Annotated in this window: 14 protein-coding genes; 8 read left to right on the top strand and 6 right to left on the bottom strand. The window is 65.2% G+C overall.

All coding sequences use genetic code 11. From position 1 onward, the window contains the following. Nucleotides 1-85: 85 nt before the first annotated feature. The 4 genes from folK (at nucleotide 86) to VNH11_33490 (ending at nucleotide 5,883) form a co-directional block, all read left to right on the top strand. Nucleotides 86-1,063 (top strand): 2-amino-4-hydroxy-6-hydroxymethyldihydropteridine diphosphokinase, encoded by a 978-nt coding sequence (gene folK / locus VNH11_33505; protein ID HVA51307.1) that lies wholly within the window; start codon nucleotides 86-88, stop codon nucleotides 1,061-1,063. 4 nt (nucleotides 1,064-1,067) lie between these two features. Continuing rightward, nucleotides 1,068-1,925: a pantoate--beta-alanine ligase gene (gene panC / locus VNH11_33500; protein HVA51306.1), complete on the top strand. Its 858-nt coding sequence runs from the start codon at nucleotides 1,068-1,070 to the stop codon at nucleotides 1,923-1,925. Nucleotides 1,926-2,130: 205 nt separating this feature from the next. After that, entirely contained in the window at nucleotides 2,131-3,456 is a 1,326-nt protein-coding gene (locus tag VNH11_33495; GenBank protein HVA51305.1) for a prolipoprotein diacylglyceryl transferase family protein, read from the top strand. A 15-nt stretch (nucleotides 3,457-3,471) separates the two neighbouring features. Further along, a complete protein-coding gene (locus VNH11_33490) occupies nucleotides 3,472-5,883 on the top strand; it encodes a heavy metal translocating P-type ATPase (protein ID HVA51304.1) in 2,412 nt (803 codons plus the stop codon). A gap of 131 nt (nucleotides 5,884-6,014) precedes the next feature. On the opposite strand, the gene VNH11_33485 is transcribed toward VNH11_33490, so the two are convergent. Next, nucleotides 6,015-6,422 (bottom strand): hypothetical protein, encoded by a 408-nt coding sequence (locus VNH11_33485; protein HVA51303.1) that lies wholly within the window; start codon nucleotides 6,420-6,422, stop codon nucleotides 6,015-6,017. 3 nt (nucleotides 6,423-6,425) lie between these two features. Here VNH11_33485 and VNH11_33480 point away from each other — a divergent pair, with 3 nt between their 5' ends. Then, entirely contained in the window at nucleotides 6,426-8,327 is a 1,902-nt protein-coding gene (locus VNH11_33480; protein ID HVA51302.1) for a DUF1549 and DUF1553 domain-containing protein, read from the top strand. A 4-nt stretch (nucleotides 8,328-8,331) separates the two neighbouring features. Then, nucleotides 8,332-9,732, top strand: a complete 1,401-nt coding sequence (locus tag VNH11_33475; protein HVA51301.1) for a DUF1501 domain-containing protein — start codon at nucleotides 8,332-8,334, stop codon at nucleotides 9,730-9,732. A gap of 1 nt (nucleotide 9,733) precedes the next feature. Here VNH11_33475 and VNH11_33470 read toward each other — a convergent pair whose 3' ends face one another. From VNH11_33470 to VNH11_33450, 5 genes are all read right to left on the bottom strand, one after another. Then, nucleotides 9,734-10,162, bottom strand: coding sequence for an Rrf2 family transcriptional regulator (locus tag VNH11_33470; protein ID HVA51300.1), 429 nt, complete (start codon nucleotides 10,160-10,162; stop codon nucleotides 9,734-9,736). Then, nucleotides 10,159-10,956, bottom strand: a complete 798-nt coding sequence (locus tag VNH11_33465; GenBank protein HVA51299.1) for a phosphoadenylyl-sulfate reductase — start codon at nucleotides 10,954-10,956, stop codon at nucleotides 10,159-10,161. Before VNH11_33465 ends, VNH11_33470 begins: the two co-directional genes overlap by 4 nt. A gap of 118 nt (nucleotides 10,957-11,074) precedes the next feature. Next, nucleotides 11,075-12,382, bottom strand: a complete 1,308-nt coding sequence (locus tag VNH11_33460) for a hypothetical protein (GenBank protein HVA51298.1) — start codon at nucleotides 12,380-12,382, stop codon at nucleotides 11,075-11,077. Nucleotides 12,383-12,563: 181 nt separating this feature from the next. Then, nucleotides 12,564-18,008, bottom strand: coding sequence for a hypothetical protein (locus VNH11_33455; GenBank protein HVA51297.1), 5,445 nt, complete (start codon nucleotides 18,006-18,008; stop codon nucleotides 12,564-12,566). Between the two features lie 188 nt (nucleotides 18,009-18,196). Continuing rightward, nucleotides 18,197-20,332 carry a bifunctional serine/threonine-protein kinase/formylglycine-generating enzyme family protein gene (locus VNH11_33450; protein HVA51296.1) on the bottom strand — a complete coding sequence of 712 codons (2,136 nt, stop codon included), beginning with the start codon at nucleotides 20,330-20,332 and terminating at the stop codon, nucleotides 18,197-18,199. Between the two features lie 119 nt (nucleotides 20,333-20,451). Between VNH11_33450 and VNH11_33445 the strand changes: the two genes are divergently transcribed. Both VNH11_33445 and VNH11_33440 read left to right on the top strand, forming a co-directional pair. Beyond that, nucleotides 20,452-20,664, top strand: coding sequence for a hypothetical protein (locus tag VNH11_33445; GenBank protein HVA51295.1), 213 nt, complete (start codon nucleotides 20,452-20,454; stop codon nucleotides 20,662-20,664). A gap of 12 nt (nucleotides 20,665-20,676) precedes the next feature. Beyond that, nucleotides 20,677-20,919: hypothetical protein (locus VNH11_33440; GenBank protein ID HVA51294.1), on the top strand; the 243-nt coding region annotated here is incomplete at its 3' end.

The raw sequence follows: 20,919 nt of genomic DNA, 5'->3' as shown, positions 1-20,919 counted from the left end.
GGCGTGCAGGGATCGGGTGTCGGCGATGAAAGTCGTGAAATTGGACTTCCCCCCCAAGGTATTCGCTTAGGATAGGCTGGCCCGCATGGCTCGCGCGCTGATTGCACTTGGTTCCAACCTGGGCGATCGCAAGGCCGCGCTTGAGGCCGCGGTCGCCGTCCTCGGAGCGCTCGCCGAGACGCGGTTCTTGGCCGCCAGCTCGTGGATGGAATCGTCGCACGTCGGAGGTCCGCCGCAGCCCGACTATCTTAACGGGGCCGCGCTGATCGAAACCTCGCTCGGCCCATTCGATTTGCTCGATCGGCTGCAACAGATCGAGCGTGCGGCCGGCCGCGTTCGCACCGTCTATTGGGGACCGCGCACCCTCGACCTCGATCTGTTGCTCTATGACGACGCCGTCGTCGAGACCGACCGTTTGCGATTGCCGCACCCACGGCTGGCGTTTCGTCGCTTCGTGTTGCTGCCCGCCGCCGAAATTGCCCCGACCATGCTTCACCCGGTTTTCTTTACGACCATCGCCGCGCTGCTGCGGAATTGGGAGTTGACGAAGCCCTACCTGGCTCTGCTGGGCCCGCCGGCATGCGGTAAAACGCGGCTGGCAAGCGAAATCGCCGCCCGGACCGGCTGCCGGCTATTGCCCGACCCGGTAGCCGCGGGTGTCGATTCCGCTGGCCCTGAACTAGCGCGGGAGATAGAATTCCTCGCTTGTCGATCGCACGCGCTTGCCCGGCAAACATGGCCCGACGTCAACGGCTGGACCGTGAGCGATTTTTGGCTGGCGCAATCGCTGGCCTGGTGGGCGGCGGAACATGCCGAGGGGGATATGCCCCAAATCGAAGACGCATATCGGGGATATTGCTCGCAGGCGGTGCCGGCCCGGTTCGTCGTGGCGATCAACCTGGACGGCGCGACCGCCGATGTGGCCAAGGATGAGTTTGGCGAGCGGTTGCGCAAGGCAATGCGCGGCCTCGCCGGCCGTGGCGGATTGCCGCCCGTCTTATGGCTATCGACGCGAGACTGGGAAAAGGCCGTGGTCGAGGTTCTCGCGGTTCTGGCTGGATAAACCATTGCAAGTCATAACGTCGAAACACGAACTTCGCCAGGCGGTGCAAGCGGCCCGCCGCGCCGGACGCGCCATCGGTCTGGTGCCGACGATGGGCGCGTTGCACGCCGGACACATCAGTTTGGCCGACGCCGCGCGCCGGGCGGGTGATTACGTCGTGGCCACGATCTTCGTCAATCCGACCCAATTCGGGCCAAACGAAGATTTTCAGCGCTATCCTCGTCCGCTCGACGCCGACCTGGCGGCGCTGAGGGCCGCCCAAGTCGACCTCGTATTTACGCCCGACACGAGCGAAGTTTATGGTCCGCGACACGCCACGTTCGTCGAAGTGGGCGGCGTGAGCGGGCCGCTCGAAGGTCGATGCCGGCCCGGACATTTCCGCGGCGTGGCCACCATCGTGCTCAAATTGTTCAACATGAGCTTTCCGGACCGGGCCTATTTCGGACAAAAGGACTATCAGCAAACGTTAGTCGTGCGACGGATGGTCGCCGATCTCGACTTGCCGATCGAAATCTGTGTTTGCCCGACCGTCCGCGAGGCCGACGGGCTGGCGATGAGCAGCCGCAATGTTTACTTAGGCGCCGACGAGCGGCGCCAGGCGACCATGTTGTATCGCGGCTTGCGGCGAGCGTGCGAGTTGGTTGCCGGCGGCGAGCGGGACGCGGCACCGCTACGTGCCGCGATGGAAGCCTGTTTCCGCGAAGCGGCGGGCATGAAGTTGGAATACCTGGAGATCGTCGATCCGGAGTCGTTGAGTCCCGTGGCGGTCGTCGATCGTCCGGCGTTGGCCGTGGTCGCCGCGCACGCGGGCGGCACGAGGCTGATCGACAATGAGTTCTTGCATCCCGAGCCGCGAATATAAAATGGTGGCTGGGGCAGAGCCTGGCCACGATCAACCCAGACATGAGAACACGAGATGCGGCCAGGCGATGCCCCGGTAGCGCCACCCACCGGGGCGTCGCCGGCCGGCAGCGCGTGTTTGGTATTCCCATGTCCAACTCGGCCAGCTTCTGCCCCAGCCACCCCTAAAACAACCGAACCAGACGGCCTAGGAAGGCCATCCTCCCATGCTGCAAACGCTTTTTCATATCCCGCTCGGTTGGCTGCAAATTCTCTGGGCGGCGGGTTCGTTGATTTGGTTCGGCTACGTGTGGCGTCGCGAGGGCCTGGTCGCCGCGGCGCGGGCCACGTTGGCGACGCTCGCGGTCATCGGCCTGGTGCTTCTGCTGGTGCTGCCGGCCGTGTGCGACCGCGACGGGCTGCCGATCCGCGGCTATGGCGTGATGCTCCTTCTGGGGCTGGTCTCCGGCGTCGGGCTGGCGATGTACCGCGCGCGGCGCATGGGCCTCAACCCCGATGCCATCCAGGCGCTGGCGTTCTGGCTGGTTATGGGTGGTATCATCGGAGCCAGGGGGTTTTACGTCATCGAGTATTGGCCCGAATTCCAGAAAGGCGATCTGTTCGAAACGCTCAAGGCAATTGTCGACTTTACCAAGGGCGGGCTGGTGGTGTTTGGCTCGGCGCTGGGCGCAGGACTGGCACTGGTGCTGTTCGTGCGCAAATACCGCTTGCCCGGCCTCGCCCTGGCCGACCTGATCGCTCCCAGCCTGATGTTGGGCCTGGCATTCGGTCGCGTCGGTTGTTTCCTGAACGGTTGCTGCTTCGGCGGCGTGTGCCACGAACCGTGGGCCGTGCGCTTTCCGCCGGGCAGTCCTCCGCATCTGGAAGAGGCGAAAAAGGGCGACCTGAGCCTGTTTGGGCTGAAGATGGTCAATGCCGACCCGCACGCGCCGGCCGTGATCGGCGAAGTCGAACCAGGCTCGCCCGCGTATGAGGCCGGCCTCCGCAAGGGTCAGCGCGTGACGCGGATTCGCGTGAACGAGTATGAGTTTCCGGGCATGGCCGCCCCGTCATCGCTTTCGTGCTCGCGCCAGCCTCAATCCATCGCCAAGCCCCCGCCGGCCACCGTCGAAGACGCACTGTTCGCCCTGGAGACGGCGCGCCATGCCGGAGACCAGGTGGCGGTTTTCACAACCAACGACATCGTCCCGGCGACATGGACCATCAAGCAACCTCCGGCCAGGACACTGCCCTTGCACCCGGCCCAGCTTTACGCGGCTCTCGACGCGCTGCTCTTGTGCCTGCTGTTGTTGGCCTTCTATCCCTATCGCCAGCGCGACGGCGAAGTGTTTGCCCTGATGATCACCGTTCATCCGATATCGCGTTTCCTGCAGGAGATCATTCGCGTCGACGAGGCAGGCCAGTTCGGCACCGGCCTGAGCATATCGCAGCTCGTGGGCATTGCGATGTTCGCCGCCGCGATCGGCTTGTGGTGTTATCTGGCGCGCCAACCCAAGGGTTCGGTCTTGCCGCCGCGCGTGGCAGTCTCCTGACGAACGAGCAAGCTGATGGCCATCGACCCTATCTGTCAGATGCAGGTTGACGAAGCGACGGCCTTGAAGGCCGAGCGTGACGGCCAGACCTATTACTTTTGCTGCGAGAGCTGCCGGCAGAAGTTCTTGTCCGGCGCGGGACCGCGGTTGGTGCAACTGCACGCCCCCAAACCGCTGCCAACCGACCGACCGCAGGCGGCGCCCGGCCAGGCCCGCTATGTCTGCCCGATGTGTGCCGGCGTCGAAAGCGACCGGCCGGCCGCCTGCCCGAAGTGCGGCATGGCGCTGGAGCCGGCCGCGCCGGTGGCCCGCCAGACCGTCTATACCTGCCCGATGCACCCGGAGATCGAACAAGCTTCGCCCGGCTCGTGCCCCAAGTGCGGCATGGACCTGGAACCTAAGTACGTCGCCGTGGAAGAGGGTGATGACGAGCTGCGGGCCATGTCGCGCCGGTTCTGGTTCTCGGTGGCGATGGGGCTGCCGGTGGTGCTGCTGGCGATGTTGCCGATGGCCGGTGTGCCGCTGGACCGCTGGTTTTCTGCGACGACTACGCACTGGATCGAATTGACGCTCAGCACGCCGGTGGTGCTGTGGGCGGGCTGGCCTTTCTTCGAGCGCGGCGGGCGGTCGCTCGTCACGTGGAACCTGAACATGTTCACATTGATTGCGCTGGGCACGGGAGCGACGTTCGCCTACAGCATTGTCGTGACGTTGTTTCCCGGCGTGATTCCGGCGAAATTTCACGAGCACGGGCACGCGCCGGTCTACTTCGAGGCGGCCGTGGTCATTACCGCTTTGGTGCTGTTGGGGCAGGTGCTGGAGCTGCGTGCCCGGCGGCGTACGGGACACGCCATCCGCGAGTTGCTGGGCTTGGCGCCGCCCACGGCGCGAAAGATCGTCGAGGGCGGCGAGCATGAAGTTCCGCTGGAACAGGTGCGCGCAGGCGACCTGTTGCGGATTCGGCCAGGCGACAAGATTCCCGTCGATGCCGAAGTCGTCGAGGGCCAAAGCCGCGTCGATGAGGCGATGATTACCGGCGAGCCGATGCCGGTCGAAAAGCGGCCCGCGGACGAGGTGATCGGCGGCACAGTGAACACATCGGGCACCCTTGTCGTGCGGGCCAAGCGGGTCGGCGATGAGACGGTGTTGGCCCAGATCGTGCGGATGGTGGCCGACGCCCAGCGCAGCCGGGCACCCATTCAGCGGTTGGCCGACGTGGTGGCCGGCTATTTCGTGCCCGCCGTGCTGCTGGTGGCGGTCCTGACCTTCGTCGCCTGGGCCTGGTTCGCTCCCGAGCAGCCGGCGCTGGTCTACGCCTTGGTCAACGCCGTGGCGGTGCTCATGATTGCCTGTCCCTGTGCCTTGGGTCTGGCCACGCCGATGTCGATCATGGTGGGTGTGGGCCGCGGCGCCCGCGAAGGCGTGCTCATCAAAGACGCCGCCATGCTCGAAGCCCTGGAGAAGGTCGATACGATCGTCGTCGATAAGACCGGCACGCTCACGCTTGGCCGACCGGCGCTCACGAAGCTGCTGCCGCTGGCCGAGCGATCTGAAGAGGACCTCCTGCGTCTGGCCGCATCGGTCGAGCAGCCAAGCGAGCATCCGCTGGGCGAGGTGATTGTGGCCAGCGCCCGCGAGCTTCAGATGGAACTGTCGCCCGTGGAGGAATTCCAGTCGGTGACGGGACGCGGCGTGCAGGGCCGCGTCGCCGGCAAGTTGGTGAACGTCGGCAACCGTGCGTTTCTCGAACAGCACGGCGTGCAGAATCTCGACAAGCTTGAGCCGGAAGCGGCGCCGCTACGTGAGCAGGGTGCCTCGGTCGTGTACGTGGCCCTCGACGGCGAGTTGGCCGGTGCGATCGCCGTAACCGACCCAATCAAGCCGACGACGGCGGAGGCTCTTCGCACGCTGCACGGCCTGGGCTTGCGGGTGGTTATGCTCACCGGCGACAACGAGCGCACCGCGCGTACCCTCGCCGAGCAGCTCGGCATCGATCAGTTTGAGGCCGAGCTGACGCCGCAAGACAAGCACGACCGCATCGAGCGGCTCCGCGGCGCTGGGCGGCGCGTGGCAATGGCGGGCGACGGCATCAACGACGCCCCGGCGCTGGCCGCGGCCGATGTGGGCATTGCGATGGGCACCGGCACCGACGTGGCCATCGAAGCGGCCGGCATCACGCTGTTGCGCGGCGACCTGACGGGCATCGTCAAGGCGGTGCAACTCAGCCGCCTGGTGATGCGCAACATTCGCCAGAACCTGGCATTTGCGTTCGTTTACAACATGCTGGGCGTGCCGGTGGCCGCCGGCGTGCTCTATCCGTTTTTTGGCCTGCTGCTCAGCCCCATGCTGGCGGCGGCGGCCATGAGCTTCAGCTCCGTCTCCGTCATCACCAACGCGCTGCGGCTGCGTTCCATGCGGCTGGCGTAGCGGCATTTGCTTTCACCAACCGCGGCGCGGGGTGTAGAATACCGCGCATGTCGATGCGCACGATCCTGCCATGCTTGTTCTGCACTGCCTTGGTTTGCCTGCCAGCCCTTGGCTCCGAAACGGCCGCGCCGTCATTCGAAGGGGAGGTGCTGCCGCTGTTGCGGGCACGGTGCGTCAAATGCCACGGACCGGCCAAGCGCGAGGCCAATTTGGACCTCGCCAGCGCGCGTGGCCTGGCTGCCGGCGGCGAGAACGGAACCGCCGTCGAGCGAGCCGCGCCGCTGGCCAGCCTGCTGTGGAAACGCGTTGAAGCCGACGAAATGCCGCCCGACGGACCGCTGGCCATTGCGGAACGCGAGCTTCTCAAACGATGGCTGGCCGCGGGCGCTGTTGGGTTGCCGTGGGCCGGAGACAAGGCCGGTCTCGCGGAACATTGGGCTTTCCGCCGCCTTGAACGACCCGCCGTTCCGGCCGCCACTGACGCCGGCCAGACCCAAACGCCCGTCGACGTTTTTCTGCAAGCCGAGCTCGCGAAACACGGCTTGTCGCGCTCGCCGGAGGCGGACCGCTATGCGCTCATCCGACGTTTGAGTTTCGATCTGACCGGCCTGCCGCCGGCGCCCGAAGAGATCGAGGCGTTCGTGGCAGACACGCGGGCAGATGCCTATCAGCGGCTGGTCGAACGCTATCTGGCCTCGCCTCACTACGGCGAGCGTTGGGGCAAGTGGTGGCTGGATGCCGCCGGCTACGCCGACAGCAACGGTTACTTCAACGCCGATACCGACCGGCCGCTCGCCTACCGCTATCGCGATTACGTCGTTCGATCGTTCAACGCCGACAAGCCGTTCGACCAGTTCCTGCGCGAGCAGCTTGCCGGCGACGAGCTGGCGGGCTTTCGGCCGGGCGGCGAAATTCATCCGGGGCAGGTCGATTTGCTCGTGGCGACCCACTTTCTGCGCAACCCGCAGGACGGCACGGGCGAGAGCGACGGCAATCCCGACGAAGTGCGTGCCGACCGCTACAGCGTGCTGGAGGGCACCGAGCAGATGATCGGTTCGGCCCTGCTCGGCCTGACGCTGCAATGTGCCCGCTGCCACGACCACAAATTCGAGCCGGTCACGCAGGCCGAATACTACTCCCTGCAGGCCATTCTGGGCGCGGCCTTCGATCCCGAACACTGGGTCAAACCCAATGACCGCCAGGTCAACACGGCCACGGCCGCGGAGGTCGCCGCATGGGAAGCTCGCACGCGCCAGATCGAGGAGGCGATTGCGGACCGCAGGCAGGCATTAGCCAGTTGGGTGCCCGATTCCTCCCCAGCCGCGGCCCAATTCCAGGAAGCCTACAAGCAAAAGCGTCAGGAAGTGGAGGCGGCCGTGGCCGAGCTGAATCGGCAACGGACTGATAAGCCGGGGCGAACAGCGGTCGTGGTCGATGTTTCGCCGACTCCGCCCGATTGGTTCCTGCTGGTGCGCGGCAACTACGCAGAGCGCGGCCCGAAGGTCGAACCGGGCGTGCCGGCCGCGCTCGCGGAACCGTCGAACGGCTACGTGATTGGGCCGCCGGCCGGCGCGAGCAGCGGCAGGCGATTGGCTCTGGCGCGCTGGTTGACTCAGCCGGGATCGATGGCAGCATCGCTGCTGGCCCGCGTGACGGTGAATCGCGCTTGGCAACAGCACTTCGGGACCGGGATCTGTTCGACGCCCGACAACTTGGGCTTTAGCGGCAGCCCGCCTACGCATCCCGAATTGCTCGATGATCTGGCCCGCAAGCTCATCGAGAGTGGCTGGAGCATCAAGCAGTTGCAGCGCGCGATTGTGCTTTCGGCGGCCTATCGACAGGCGAGCCTGCCGCGCGACGACGGCCTGCGCGTCGATCCCGATGACCGCCTCCTCTGGCGGTTTCCGTTGCGGCGGCTCGATGCCGAAAGCTTGCGCGACGCCGCCCTGGCGATCGCCGGCGAGCTCGACACAACGATGGGCGGCCGCTATGTGCCGACGCACCGCAACGCCGAGGGCGAGGTCATCGCGGATGAAGGTCAGCCGGGCGGAAAGCGACGCAGTCTTTACGTGCAGCAACGGCGTACGCAGACGCTGAGCTGGCTGGAAGTGTTCGATGCTCCGTCGATTGTCGTCAACTGCACGCGGCGGAATCAGGCCACCATTCCCTTGCAATCGCTGAGCGCCTTGAACTCGGAGTTTTCAATACGCCGTGCGAAAGGACTCGCGCGTCGATTGTCTGGCCAACCCGACGGCGACGTGATTGGGCTCGCATTTTTGCTGGTCGCCGGTCGCCCGCCACGCGATGACGAACGATCGGCGGCCGAACGGTTCCTGGCATCGCAACCGGCCGCCTACGCCGGCCAGGCCGAGGCCGCGAACCGGGCACTGGTCGATTTCTGTCAGATGCTGTTTGCGAGCAACGCCTTTTTGTATATGGAGTGATACCGTGTCGTCACACTATTCCATCGACCGGCGCGCCTTCCTCGGCCGCTATGCAGGCTGCCTGGGAACACTCGCTCTGGCCGAGCTGCTGCACAACGGCTCTCCGTGCGCGGCTTCCGAGACAGCATCGCAAACGCTTCCGCCCGGCCGGGCCCGGGCGGTTATTTGCCTGTTTCAACACGGTGGCCCAAGTCAGATGGACCTGTTCGACGCCAAGCCCGAATTGGCCAAGCGGCACGGCGAAGCCTATCCCGGCGAGTTGGAGGTGCATTTCAACAAGCAGCAGGGCAAGCTGCTGGCGTCGCCCTTCAAGTTTTCGCCCCGCGGACGTTCGGGCATTGAGCTTTCGGAGCTGCTGCCGCACACCGCTGGCGTTGTCGATGACCTGACGCTGGTCCGCTCGATGACCACCGAGTCGGTCGACCACGAAGCGGCCTTGCGGCTGATCCACACCGGCAAGATTCAGGCCGGGCGGCCCGTCTGGGGTTCGTGGGTCACGTATGCCTTGGGAGCCGAGAACCGCGAGCTGCCGAGCTACGTCGTGCTTTCCGATCCCGGCGGACTGCCGGTGGACGGCGTGCGGAATTGGTCGAGCGGCTGGCTGCCGGCCGTCTATCAGGGCACACCCTTTCGATCGGGCGCGTCGCCCGTTTTGAATCTGGCACCGCCGGCGGAGATCACGGCGGCGGCGCGACGCAGCCAATTGAAGTTTTTGGCTGAACTGAATCGTTCGCACTTGCAGTATCACGCCGACAGCTCCGACCTGGCCGCGCGGATCGCGAACTTTGAAACCGCGGCCCGCATGCAAACCGCCGTGCCCGAAGCGCTTGACCTGTCACGCGAGACGGAGGCCACGCGCCGGTTGTATGGGCTCGACCAACCGCAAACTCAGGAATACGCCGCGCGCTGCCTGCTGGCCAGGCGACTCGTCGAGCGCGGCGTGCGGTTCGTGCAAGTGTTCATGAGCGGCCAACCGTGGGACACGCACAGCAAGAACGCCGAGAACTTGAAGAACTTGTGCGGCCGAACCGATCAGCCCAGCGCCGCGTTGGTGCAGGATCTGAAACAACGCGGGCTGCTCGATTCGACCGTCGTACTTTGGACCGGCGAATTCGGCCGCTTGCCGATTTCGCAAGGAACCGACGGCCGCGACCACAATCGCCACGCCTTTTCGCTCTGGCTGGCGGGCGGAGGCTTTAAGCGCGGCTACGCGCACGGCCGCACCGACGATTTCGGTTACGCGGCGGTCGACCGGCGGGTGACGGTTCACGACTTGCACGCCACCCTCTTACACGCGATGGGGCTCAATCACGTGCGGCTGACCTATCCGCACGAAGGCCGCAACGACAGCCTGACCGACGTCGATGTCTCGCACGCCCGTGTCATCCCGGAACTGTTGGCGTAGGTCAGATATAGTACATATTTTCCGTCCGCCGCTTGGCCCGCTCGACCAAATCCGCGAAGGTGATCGCCTGCAACGCGCGGCGCTCGACGTCGGCCACCTCCTGCCAGGCGGCTTGCAGCACCTTGCCCCACTGCGATTCGGGCGAGGCGCTGGAAGCGATCGGCTCGTCGGCCCCCTCGATCACGCTCATCACCTCGCCCAGCGAAATCCGTTCGGGCGGCCTGACAAGTTGATAGCCGCCCGACGCGCCGCGCGTGCTGGCCACGAAGCCCGCCCCTTTGAGCTGCAACAAGATTTGCACCAGAAACCGAGCGGGCACGCCGTGCTCGTCGGCAATCTCGCGAATGCGGACCGGCTCGCCCGAGCCGTAGCGCTCGGCCAGTTCGAGCATGGCGATGCAGGCGTATTCTGTCTTGGCCGAGATTTTCACTCTTTGTCAGCCAACGTGTGCAAGCCGCATTCGGTCTTGGCCGTACCGCTCCATCGGCCGGCGCGTTCGTCTTCGCCGAACATCACCGCCCGCGTGCAGGGCCAGCAGCCGATGCTCGTGTAGCCCTGGTCGTGCAAGGGATTGTAAGGCACCTTTTCGTCGACGATCAGCTTCCAGACCTGCTGCTTGGTCCAGTTGGCCAACGGGCTGACCTTCACCAGGCCGAATTTCTTGTCCCAAGCGACGATGGCCGCTTTGGCCCGGTCGGAACTTTGATCGCGGCGGATACCGCTCATCCAGGCTTTCATGCCCACGGCCGCTTGCTGCAAGACCTTGATCTTGCGGTCGAAGCAGCATTGGTCGGGGTTGGTCTTGTATTGCGGGCCGCCGTGCTGGGCCTCGTATTCGACGACGGTCAGCTCAGGCTGTTTCAACTCAACCACGATGCCGTAACGCTTGGCGATGCGGTCTCGCAGCTCCAACGTCTCCTTGAACTGGTAGCCCGTATCGAGGTTGAACACGGGCGTTCGCGGCTCAATCTCGGCCAGCCAGTGCAGGATCAAGCAGCCTTCGGGGCCAAAAGCCGTGGCCATGGTGAGCTGCGGAAAAAAGTGTTCCACGGCCCAGGCGATGATCTCCGGTGGCGAAGCCGTTTCGAGCCGCCGGCTTTGCTCGGCCAGCCACTCGGAACTGGGTGGCCAAGGCAGTGCCGTCTGGGGCTGCTCGGCCACCGTGCGCTGGTAGGCGCGGTCGGGAGGGGGAGAACGGCGATACGGTTCCACGCTGACGGGCATCGGTGCTACGAGGGTCTGGCTCACGGCTGCTGGCTGAATGGTACTAATGTTGCTTATCAAAGTCAACTATGCTGCCAGCAATCGTATCGACCATGCTTGGCCGGAATGTCCAGCCGGACTAGAACAGCCGGCGGTATTCGAGCCGGAACATGTTTCGGTACCAGATGTCGTGCGTCATGCCGTGCGCCCAGCCGGTATAGACCGACCTAAAGCCTTTGGTGAAGCGGACTCCGAGCTTGAGGTTGAAAATGGTGTCGCCGGCGGCGGACTGCAGCCCACCGGAGTTCGTGAACTGCTTGCCACTCAAGACGGTCCAGCCGACTCCCTCGAGCAGCGGAGTAATCAGAAAATAGTTTTGCGGAGCGACTTGAGGAGGCAATGTGGCCGCGTAGGGCGTACTGCGGGCCGTCGGATCGTACCGACGATAAACGACGTAGCCGAAGGCGCCGCCATACTCCAGGATATTTCCGGCGAAGTCGCTGCCGCCGATCGGCGTCCAGTCGGTGAACTGCCCTTGGATGAAGGCCCGATCGGAGAGGGTCCGCCAATAAAGGAGCGAGGGTTCGAGGCTGACGTGGTGCGTGCCCAGCCCCTGATAGGAATTGCCCGTCGGGATGTAGGTCCGTAATTGGAAGGTCAGGTAACGGTCGTTGCGGGCCAGCAAAGCGTATTTGAACCCCGCGTTCATATCGGCGAACCCGCCCGTATTGGAGACGCTGCTGGGAAAGTGGATATTGTCGAACTGCACCGGCAACTCGACGAAAACCGAAAAGCGACGCGACCGGCGAAGCTCCAGATAGGTGCGCACCGCCTGATAGTTGACGTAATCGGCGGCCTGGTTTTCGGCGTTCGTGGGGCCGGCCGCGTGCGGGTCTTGCAATCTGCCGGCATTCGGAGAGCGGAAGCAGCCGCACTTGGCATAGAAATACTCGGCCCGGTCGGGGGCGTTGTCGTCGTAGGCATCGTCGTAGCGCATGCGGAATTGGTTGACGATGAACGGCAGATCGAGATAGCCGCCGCCGCCATAGGCCGCCGCGGCCACTTCGGGGTCGCGCGCCGCGACCTGCTGGGGAGTAAGGCTGAGATTGTCGCTTGTCGGCGGGGCATTGGTTCCCGTGCCGTCGCCTGAGCCACGGCTACCCGGCGGACAGGGGTAACAGCGTTTGCCGTCGACGCGGATCGTGGGGCGGTTGCTCAGGTCGGCGCCCTTTGCCGGACCTTCCTGACCGCTATCGTCTTCGTAATAGGGCGCGGGCGTCAGGGGCTGCAGACCCGCCGCCTGAAGATCGGCGGCGGTGGAGGCCACCGTCATGACGCGCGTTACGGGTGGGCCGGCCACCGCCGGGGCCGCCATGAGCAGACCAGTCAGGAACGACGAGACAGCCAATCCGCGCACGCCGGCGCGCGGCACAAACCGACAACGCATGGGTCACTCCAGCACGCTCAGGCGGGTCGCCTCGCGCCGGCGCTACGGGACGCCGCCGGACCTCCTGTCCGTGAAGGACCCGCCTGGAGGTGCTTATCGACATACCGAAACCGATTATTTGGAAAATAATGGCTTTCGCGAAGCTCGGGAAGGTTCCACGCCAGCGGGTTGTCCGTCGCCGTCACGGTTCCGACAACACCACGTCGTCGAGCGTCTGGGGGATCCGCGAATCCAGCTCGAGACCGCCGGGAAAGCGGCCCTGATAGTCCTGATAAACTTTGTCGATGGCGGTGCGGAGATCGCCTAATCTTGACCTGCCGGTCACGGCCTCTCGAAACCAGACCAGCAGCCAGGCGTCGTCTGGACGGTCGTCGGCCCGCAGCCACGCGGAGCGCAAGACGCCCGTGTGTTGCGGTGAAGAAAGCGCGTTGGTCGGAGCCATCGAGGGCGGCCCGCGCCGCCGGCTGCGTTTGACGTCGAGCAGGCAAAGATGCGCTCCCAGGCTCCGCTCGAACATTTGTTCCAGTTCGTCCCCGCTGACGCCGGAAAGCGAAGCTTGCAGATCGTTGCTGAGGCTCGTCTGCAGGTAGAACCGTCCGCCCTCCTCGACCGCCTCCAGGCCGCGGTAGTAGAGGATAAACAGATCGGTGCCCGGCTCGCCCGCGTGCTTTCGCCGAATTTCGCGGAGCATCGTCATCACGCGGCCGGTCAGCCCGGCCGGGTCGATTTCACGGATTCTTGGCCGGCGCAGCTCGCCGAACGCAAAGGCCGGGGTGGTAAAGCGCGTCAGGGAGTCGGTCGCGCCGCCTTTTTCCGAGGGCGTTCCGTGGACCGCGGCCAGCGCGTCTCGCTCAAGCCGCTCTCCGTCGACGTCGCCGATGCCGATGACCAGCATGTGCAGGCGGCGCTTTTCAAGGGGCGCATCGCAGCGGACCTCGAACGAGAGCCGGCTGCCGCGGTCGCGCACCAGATCGAGCAGGCTCACTTCGACCCGATTGCTTTTGCGATCGAGCCAAAGCTGGGCTTTCCAGGCGCGCTCGCGGGGGTTGTCGCCGGCCGCTCCCAAGCTCGCCGGCAGTTGACTGTAACCGTTGATGGTCACCGCGACCGGGTACGCTCCCACTTGGGCAACGTCGGTCCACCGCACTCGCCCATAGAGCCAAACGTCGCCGCGCGACAATGGCTTGGCAAACTGATAGCCATCATCCTTCTGTTCGGCCGCCAGCACTTTGCCCTCTGGCTCCGGCGTCTCAATTCGATCGATCAGCACTTCCACTGGCGGCGGAAGATAAGCGACGGTCATCTCTTTTTGTTGCGACCCGCCCTCGTTGGTCGCCATCAGAGAGAGCACATTCGGGCCACTACTGGGTAGCTCGACCTTGACATGTTGCTCCATGCGAAAGCCGCCATCTCCGTCGGCCGCCTGCCGTTCGACGTCGAGATCGGCAATATGATGACCGTTGCGGAGCAGCGCCACCCTGCTCAAGCGGCTGGACGAGGTAACCGAAAACGCGACCTCACAACGCGGCACCGCGAAGGTCTGACCTGGCGCGGGGCTGTCGATGGTGATCTCCGGCGGCGGCGGAGGCGGTGCTAACAGCTCGACGACTGCCTCCGCCGGTCGAACGGTCCAACCATCGTCGTTGCGGGCAGCGATCGCCAGAAGGTTTCGGCCGAGCTGCAACGGAACATTCTTGGCGACAACCTGCCAGCGCGTGAGGTCAGGGCCGCGGTCCGGCACGCCGCTTTCCAACGGCAACGGCCACAGGCCGACTTTGATTTCCCGCAGCGGGCGGTCGTTGGGCGATTCGACGGTAAAGCGGAGGTCGACGCTGGCTTGCCGCGACTGGGCCGGCGCCTCGACGGCGACGATGCTCGGCGGTCTCAACACGTCGACACTCGGCGCGTCGACAAGCTCCGTCCGCCACTCGTTGGCCACGCGAATTTGCAAGCGGTTGCCGTCGGTCGGCGACACCGGCGCCCTGACCCGAAAGGTCCGCTGCGCTTCGTCGATTTCGACGCGGCTGGCTAATGGTTGGTCGTCGCGAAAGACTTGGAGCGTGAACGGCCGCAGTCTCTCGCCGGCCTCCCACTCGCCGGATAACACGACTTCGAGCGGACCGGCGCCTTGGCGGACTTGCCGAGGGGCCAGACCAACGCGGCCCAACCGGGGCAACGGCGGCCGGTAGTCGATTGCCAGCGAGACTTCTTCTCGGCTCGGCCGCCGGCCGACGGTGGTCGCGCGGCAGAGCAACCGCCGCTGGCCAGGTTCGAGCGCGATCTTCTCGTCCACGCGGAGCTCTTTACCGCGCTCAAACCCGTGAAACGGATGCCAATCCTCATCGCCGCCCCATTTCCATTCGGCGGCGGCCAATTCGTCGGCAGCCGTGATCGTGCCGCGAACGACGATCGCGCCCTCCTCCACGTCCCATGTCGCGTTGTTCTTTTTGCCAAGCAGCCGACTTTCGTCCTTGACCACCGCCTCCAGGCCCAATTGCGGCGCCTGCGGTTGGTAGTAGAGCTTATGCTCAGCCACCGCCGTTTCGCGGTCGGCTTCGGCCGGCGGTGCGTCACTGGCGACGGCCGTCAATCGCAATCGGTTTTCACCAGGCTGCAAATCCAAGCTCTGGTCGACGCTCGCCGCGCCGGTCCATTGCCAGCGCTGTTTCTCTTGGCCATCGACCAGATGCACGAGTGCCACTTTGGTTGCCGCGGCGTGCCGGGCATCCTTGACAGCGGCGCGAAATCGCAACCGCTTCTCCTCGGCAACCGATTGCGACGCCTCCGGCGCCACAATCGTGATTGTCGGGGGCGAAGGCGGCAGGAACGACAGCACGATCGAGCGACTTATCCGAGGCCGCTGCACGTCGTTCGTGGCGACGACGCACTCGATCTCTCGTCGGCCACGGCGCCATCTTTGGGGCGACAAGTCGGCGGCATACTCTTGGCTCGACGACTCCACCGCCTGCATCGCGTGTAATTCGCCGCCCGGCTCGCGCCAGCCCACGGAACGTATCAGGCCCGGATCGAGGTCCGCCAGCGATGCGCGGAGCGTGACCTCGCCATCGGCGGCCTGCACCAGATCGCCTTCGTCCTCTGAGTCTGGCAAGTCGTGATTCGGGTCGTTCGGCTCAATCCATACGCTCAGTTTGGGCGGCGGCTGCTCGGGCGGCGCAGGCGCCTGATCGGGATGGTGCAGTAACTGCGGCAACAAGTCCGCGCGGCGCAACCGCGCATATTCGGCCGCCAACGCGTAGCGGACCGGCGCCTCGGCACGGCCGGTGTTGAAGTGCCAGCCAATCCGCGACTCGATTTCCGGACTGCTGGCGTCATAGGTGCCCGACGGCGACCAGCCCAGCCAGTCGAAATCGCCGGGCGCGTCTGGCGCGTCTTCTTTCTGCACCCGTTTCTGCACGCAGAACAGCGAAAACAAGGGCATCCGCTGATCGGTCGCTTGCCCCAGCTCGACTGCCACCGGACGGGCCGCCGCGCCGCCACGCGAAGAAATGAGCGTCACCGTTTCGCCCGGCTTGCGACGCAGGATGGCAGAATACAGATCGTGCGGCCGGGTCAGCACTTGACGCCCGTCCACCTCGACGACCGCGTCCAGCGTATCGCCGGGCAGCAGCCGGCCGCCGGCGATCGGTTCTCCGGTGGCGTTGCGGGCAACCGCCAGCCGGCCGCCGCGCCGCTCGACCGCCAGGCCCGATAGCCAGCCCCGCTTGCCGAGGCACTCTTGCCAGTCGAGAAGCGACCAGACGCAAACGGTCTCGTCGTCGCTCGTCGAGACCAGCATCGCCGCCTCGGGATGAAACGCCAGTGAGCGAAGACGCTCGATGTGTCCGGAAAGGCGGCGAAAGCGCTGGCCGTTTCGGGCATCGTAGAGGTAGAGCGACGGCTCACCCAACTCGTGCGTCGCCACCGCCAGCAAGGGCACCTGCCGGTCGCCGCCGGGCGGCAGCACTGCGTAATCGCTCAACTCGTCGAGCGGTGGCAGCCATATCCGCTCGCCGAAAACCTGGCCCTGGCGGCGCACACGCAGATACTGCCGCAACGCACCCGACGGCCCGTGCTTCGCCTGGCCTTCCTCCACGCTCCAGCCGCCGTCAGGCACGAGCGTCTGCCAACCTTCGACCTCGCCGGTCACTTCGCCGCGATCGGCGTCGAACACCAGATCGCCGGCGATCGGCTGCCGCGGCAGCCGGCCACGCGGCTTCGGCTCTTTCGATCGGATCAGCAGCAGTCCGAGCCGCCGGCCATTGCGGACAAAGGCGGCGTCGACGAACCGTGTACCTTCGCCGCCGATGGTCTGCCGCACGGCGGCCTGCTCGGCACCGAGGTCGCTCGCCCGGTAGATACGCACCCGATGGTCCTTTCCCCCGGTGACGGCAAGCTGCTCCCCGTCGCGCGAGACGGCCAAGGCCGGCGTCTTTCCCTCGCGCCACAGAAAGCTGGCTTTCCCCACTTTCTGAAGCGTTGCCAGATCGACCAGTTGCAGGCGGTCGTCCTCCACGCGGTCCTTACCGACTTGAAATACGTGCCGCAAGACGAGGGCCAACCGTTTCGGGTCCGGTTGCGGTGGGACCAGCGACATCGCCAGCGGCACCACGCCTCGGAATTGCCCGGACTGTGTGCCAAGTCGTAGCTCGCTCTTGTGCCTGGGCGGGCCATCGGCCCGCGGCGGCACGTCCCAGATCGTGAGCTTATTCGTGCTGCCGCCGATCAGTTGCCGCCGTGCCGGCGAATAAACGAGGGTGCGATTGTAGGTGCCGTCGGCGGCGTAGTACCGGCGCCCCGTCTGGGCATTGAACAGACAGCACTGGTAGTCGCGTTTTCCGGGACTGGCGGATTCGCCCTGGGCCGGCGTGTGTGGTTCGCCCGTCGCAACCGCTACGGCGATCTCCTTCGGCCCATCGCCAAACGACCAGGCCGTCACCGCCGGTCGCGACCAGGCATCGCGGGGCCAAGGCGTGATACTGCCGGCGGCCAAGTGACGTCCGTCGTCCGCGTTCCAGACCCTGACCACCATCCACGATTTTGAGCTGTCGGCCGGACCGGGCTCGGCGGCCGCCGACACCAGGCAGCGAGGACGATCGCGGCCCGGCGACACGTAGGCCAAGGCCCAGATCACACCCCGATGCCCGCGTAACTGCCGCACCTGCCGGGTGCGGACGTCGAACACATAAATCGTGCCGCGGTCGAGTCCCTCTTCCACCAGGCCGAGCGTCGGAACAAGCCAGCCGGGATGCTGCCAATCGCCGACGCCGCGGGCCAGCGCCTTGCCACCGACCGCAAGTTGTTCTCCATCCGGCGAGATGGCCACGGCGTTGATGGCGCCCCAGGTTTCCGGCCCGATCGGGATGCGGAAAGCACCCGCGGCGTCTCTCTGCCATCGTCGGTCGCCTTGCGGGGCGGCGCGCCACACGTCGACCAGTTTGTCCCAGCCTCCGATCAACAGCGTGTCGCTGGCGGGACTGAACACCAACGACGTCACGAACGCCGTCGGCCCGCCCGCTTCGAGCCGAAGCTGCGGCGCGGCGGCGGCCGCTTGCTCATCGTCATTTTTGTCTGCCGCTTGCCATGCGGAGGCAACCGAGCAGCCCATCAACAAGAGCCCCAATGCCATCGATAATCGATGTAGGGTGGGACCAGCGAGCTTGCGAGCGCCGGCCCACCATCGGGGCAGCCGCTTGTGGTGGGCCGGCGCTCGCAAGCTCGCTGGTCCCACCCTACGCCCGATCAAGCATTCGTTTGGTTTATCAAAATCCATACTTGTCCCACCTTACGTCGATTGCCGGACCGGTCTGCCACCCATCAAAAATCGTCGATCACCACGCGAAAACCGACGTAGGGAAATGCCTGCGTGCAGGGCCGACTGGAAGGCGTTTCGAACTCGTCCAGCAGCTTGAACGTGAAAGGTTCTTTCAGCAGGTAATTGCCGCCGCGAAGGTCGGCGTAGTCGTCTCGGCAGCTTCGCGTCCATTCCAGCCCGTTGCCCGACATATCGCGGCAACCGAACGGGCTGACGTCGTCCTGCGCGGCGCCGATCTCTCGCGGCGCTTTCAGGCCGACGGCAATATCGAGCGGATGGTCGGCGTGCCACATTCCTCGATACGGACCTTCTCGCGGGGCTCTGCCGGTTTCACGCCGGCCGGCCGCTTTGTCCCATTGGTCGAGGGTAGGCAACCGTCCGCCCAGCCAAGCGGCACAGGCGAGGGCCTCGTCCCAGGTGACGTTCATCACCGGCAGCTTCGAACCTTCATCCAGTTTCTTGCCGCTTTCCAGCCGGCTCTGTCTCCAATTCTCGGTCGCGTCGGGCATCTGTGCGGCAAAGGCGGCGAAGACTTCGTTGGCCAGTTTGTCCTGCATGATGTAAAAGGGCGAGGGGTCATCGGCCGCCTGGTGCTCGATCAAACGAAACGGCACCACCACGCCATGCGCGGCATACTCGATCGTGGCCGCATAATAACGTCCATTGATGCGAGCGTAATCGGCCCCCACAGCGACTCGAAAAGGTTTGTCCGCAGGGAGCCATACGTCGGCCGGCACGATCCGCAGCTCGACCTCCGCCTCGATCGTGTCGACGCCCGGCGCCGTCGCCGACATATAAACCTTCGTCGTTGTCTCCGGCACTTTGGCGTCGACGGAGAGCGTAATATCCGCGGCCACATCAGCAGCCGGCACAACCAATTCACCCTGCGGGACGACGCCCTCGGGGAGGTCTCGCCAGGTGAGGCGAATGGGCCCGTTGCAATCGCCGCGTCGCACTTGAACCTGCGCCAGCCCGTTTTCGCCCGCTTTGAGCACGACCGGCTTGACGTGCAGCGCCAAGCCGTGGACAGGCCGGATGGGTGCGAGCTGCGAGCTGCTGTGAAACCAGCCCATGACGGCTACGGCCGCGAATCCGAACATGGCTGCCAGCATCAACACCGGCCTCAACTTCGACGGCGTGTGCGGCACGGGCACGACCACCGATTGCGGCGCCGGTGCTGATTCACCGGCGACCGCTTTTCGCAGCGCGTCGACCATCTCGCCTGAAGTCGCGAACCGCATGGCCGGATCGAGCGCCGTGGCACGGGCGATGACTTCGCGTTCGGCCGGGGCCAACGCCGACAGGTCAAGCGTGCCGTTCAGATGGACGTTCCACATCTCAAGCAGCGAGAGATCGTCCGCGAAGGGCAACCGGCCCGTACGCAGTTCGAAGTAAGTGATGGCCAGCGAATATTGATCGACCGCGGGGCTGAGCACGTTTTTTTGCGTCTCGGGGGCCATGTAGGCGGGGCTGCCCGACAGGCTGGTGCGCCGCGTGTCGGTGAGCACGCGTGCCAGGCCAAAATCGCACACCTGGGCCCGACCGCTGACGATCAGGATGTTCTGCGGCTTGATGTCGCCGTGCTGCACGCCGTCGAGCGCCGCACCGATCTGCCCGGACGGATTGCCGAGGTGATCGAGCGCGCTGGCCACGTCGTCCATATAGCGCAGCAGTTCGGCGGGCGGGATGCCGTCGAGACCCTGCTCGCGACACTCGGCCAGCCGTTGGCCCAGGCTCTTTTGCCCCAGGCCCATGGCAATGAACAGCTCCAACGGCGGTCGAAAGCGAGGCACGGCGATCGTCTGTTGGGTGCTGTTGCCGACGGTGCTTTGCACTCCTTGCATGGCAACCTGCTCCATGTCGGCCGGATCGAGAAACTGGCCGTCGGCGTCTTTCAGCCAGTAGGCCGAGATCGGCACCAGGTTGGGATGCTGAAGCCGCTTGATGACCGCCAGTGCCCGGAACTCTTTCTGGCCCTGGCGGGTGCCGAGATCGACGATCTTCAGCGCGGCCGGCGCGCCGCCCGGCGCCGTGGCCCGCCACACCGCGCCGAAGCCCCCCTCGCCCAGATAGGCCGTCAGGCGATAGCCGGGCACCGGTTCGTCGCCTTCGACATAGGGCCTTTGTTTCGTTGTCATCGGTATCTACCGCGCAGCCGTCGCTCAGACATCGGCTGCGCCTGGGTCGTAAAAAAGTCGGCCTTGGGGCATTCTGGGAATTATACCGCTTCGCTGCCGCAGCCGTAGGGTGTGACCTGTTGTCTCCACCCGCCAAGTTGCTATACTGCACGCAATCGGCGGTGGCTGGGCAGAAGCTGGCCGAGATCGATCCGCACTTGCAATACGCGCCGCCGGCCAGCGATGCCCCGGTGGTGGCTCTACCAGGGCATCGCCGCGACGGCGATTTGCGCGGAACTCCCCAATCGGCGCGACTCTGCCCCAGCCACCGCCATTTCGTTTCTGTTGTTTAGGCGGGTGATTGTTTGCAATCGGCCATCTTCGAGGTCGCGACGATCATTTTTGCCGCGTTTTTTCGAAGGCTGCCAACCAATTTGGAAGGCTGCCACGCTTTGCAATTGGCCATCTTCGGCGTGGTTCAAATCAAGGAATCTCAGGGTAACAGCTTTCGCCGCCCTGCGTGGGCCGCGTCAGGACGTAACCAACGCAGCGGCAGGTACTTCCGGCAGGAGGTGCTGGCAGAACTCCAACGGGAAGTGTTACCCTGC

This window comes from Pirellulales bacterium (assembly GCA_035533075.1).
Classification (GTDB): Bacteria; Planctomycetota; Planctomycetia; order Pirellulales; family JAICIG01; genus DASSFG01.
The sequence above is the reverse complement of the archived record's forward strand: the minus strand, read 5'-3'. Positions and strand labels throughout refer to the sequence as shown.

Excerpts from the sequence above, each read along its gene's own strand:
- VNH11_33450 (HVA51296.1), bottom strand. The coding sequence starts at position 20,332 with ATGACAACGAAACAAAGGCCCTATGTCGAAGGCGACGAACCGGTGCCC.
- VNH11_33490 (HVA51304.1), top strand. The coding sequence starts at position 3,472 with ATGGCCATCGACCCTATCTGTCAGATGCAGGTTGACGAAGCGACGGCC.
- VNH11_33460 (HVA51298.1), bottom strand. The coding sequence starts at position 12,382 with ATGCGTTGTCGGTTTGTGCCGCGCGCCGGCGTGCGCGGATTGGCTGTC.
- VNH11_33455 (HVA51297.1), bottom strand. The coding sequence starts at position 18,008 with ATGGCATTGGGGCTCTTGTTGATGGGCTGCTCGGTTGCCTCCGCATGG.
- VNH11_33465 (HVA51299.1), bottom strand. The coding sequence starts at position 10,956 with ATGCCCGTCAGCGTGGAACCGTATCGCCGTTCTCCCCCTCCCGACCGC.
- VNH11_33495 (HVA51305.1), top strand. The coding sequence starts at position 2,131 with ATGCTGCAAACGCTTTTTCATATCCCGCTCGGTTGGCTGCAAATTCTC.
- folK (HVA51307.1), top strand. The coding sequence starts at position 86 with ATGGCTCGCGCGCTGATTGCACTTGGTTCCAACCTGGGCGATCGCAAG.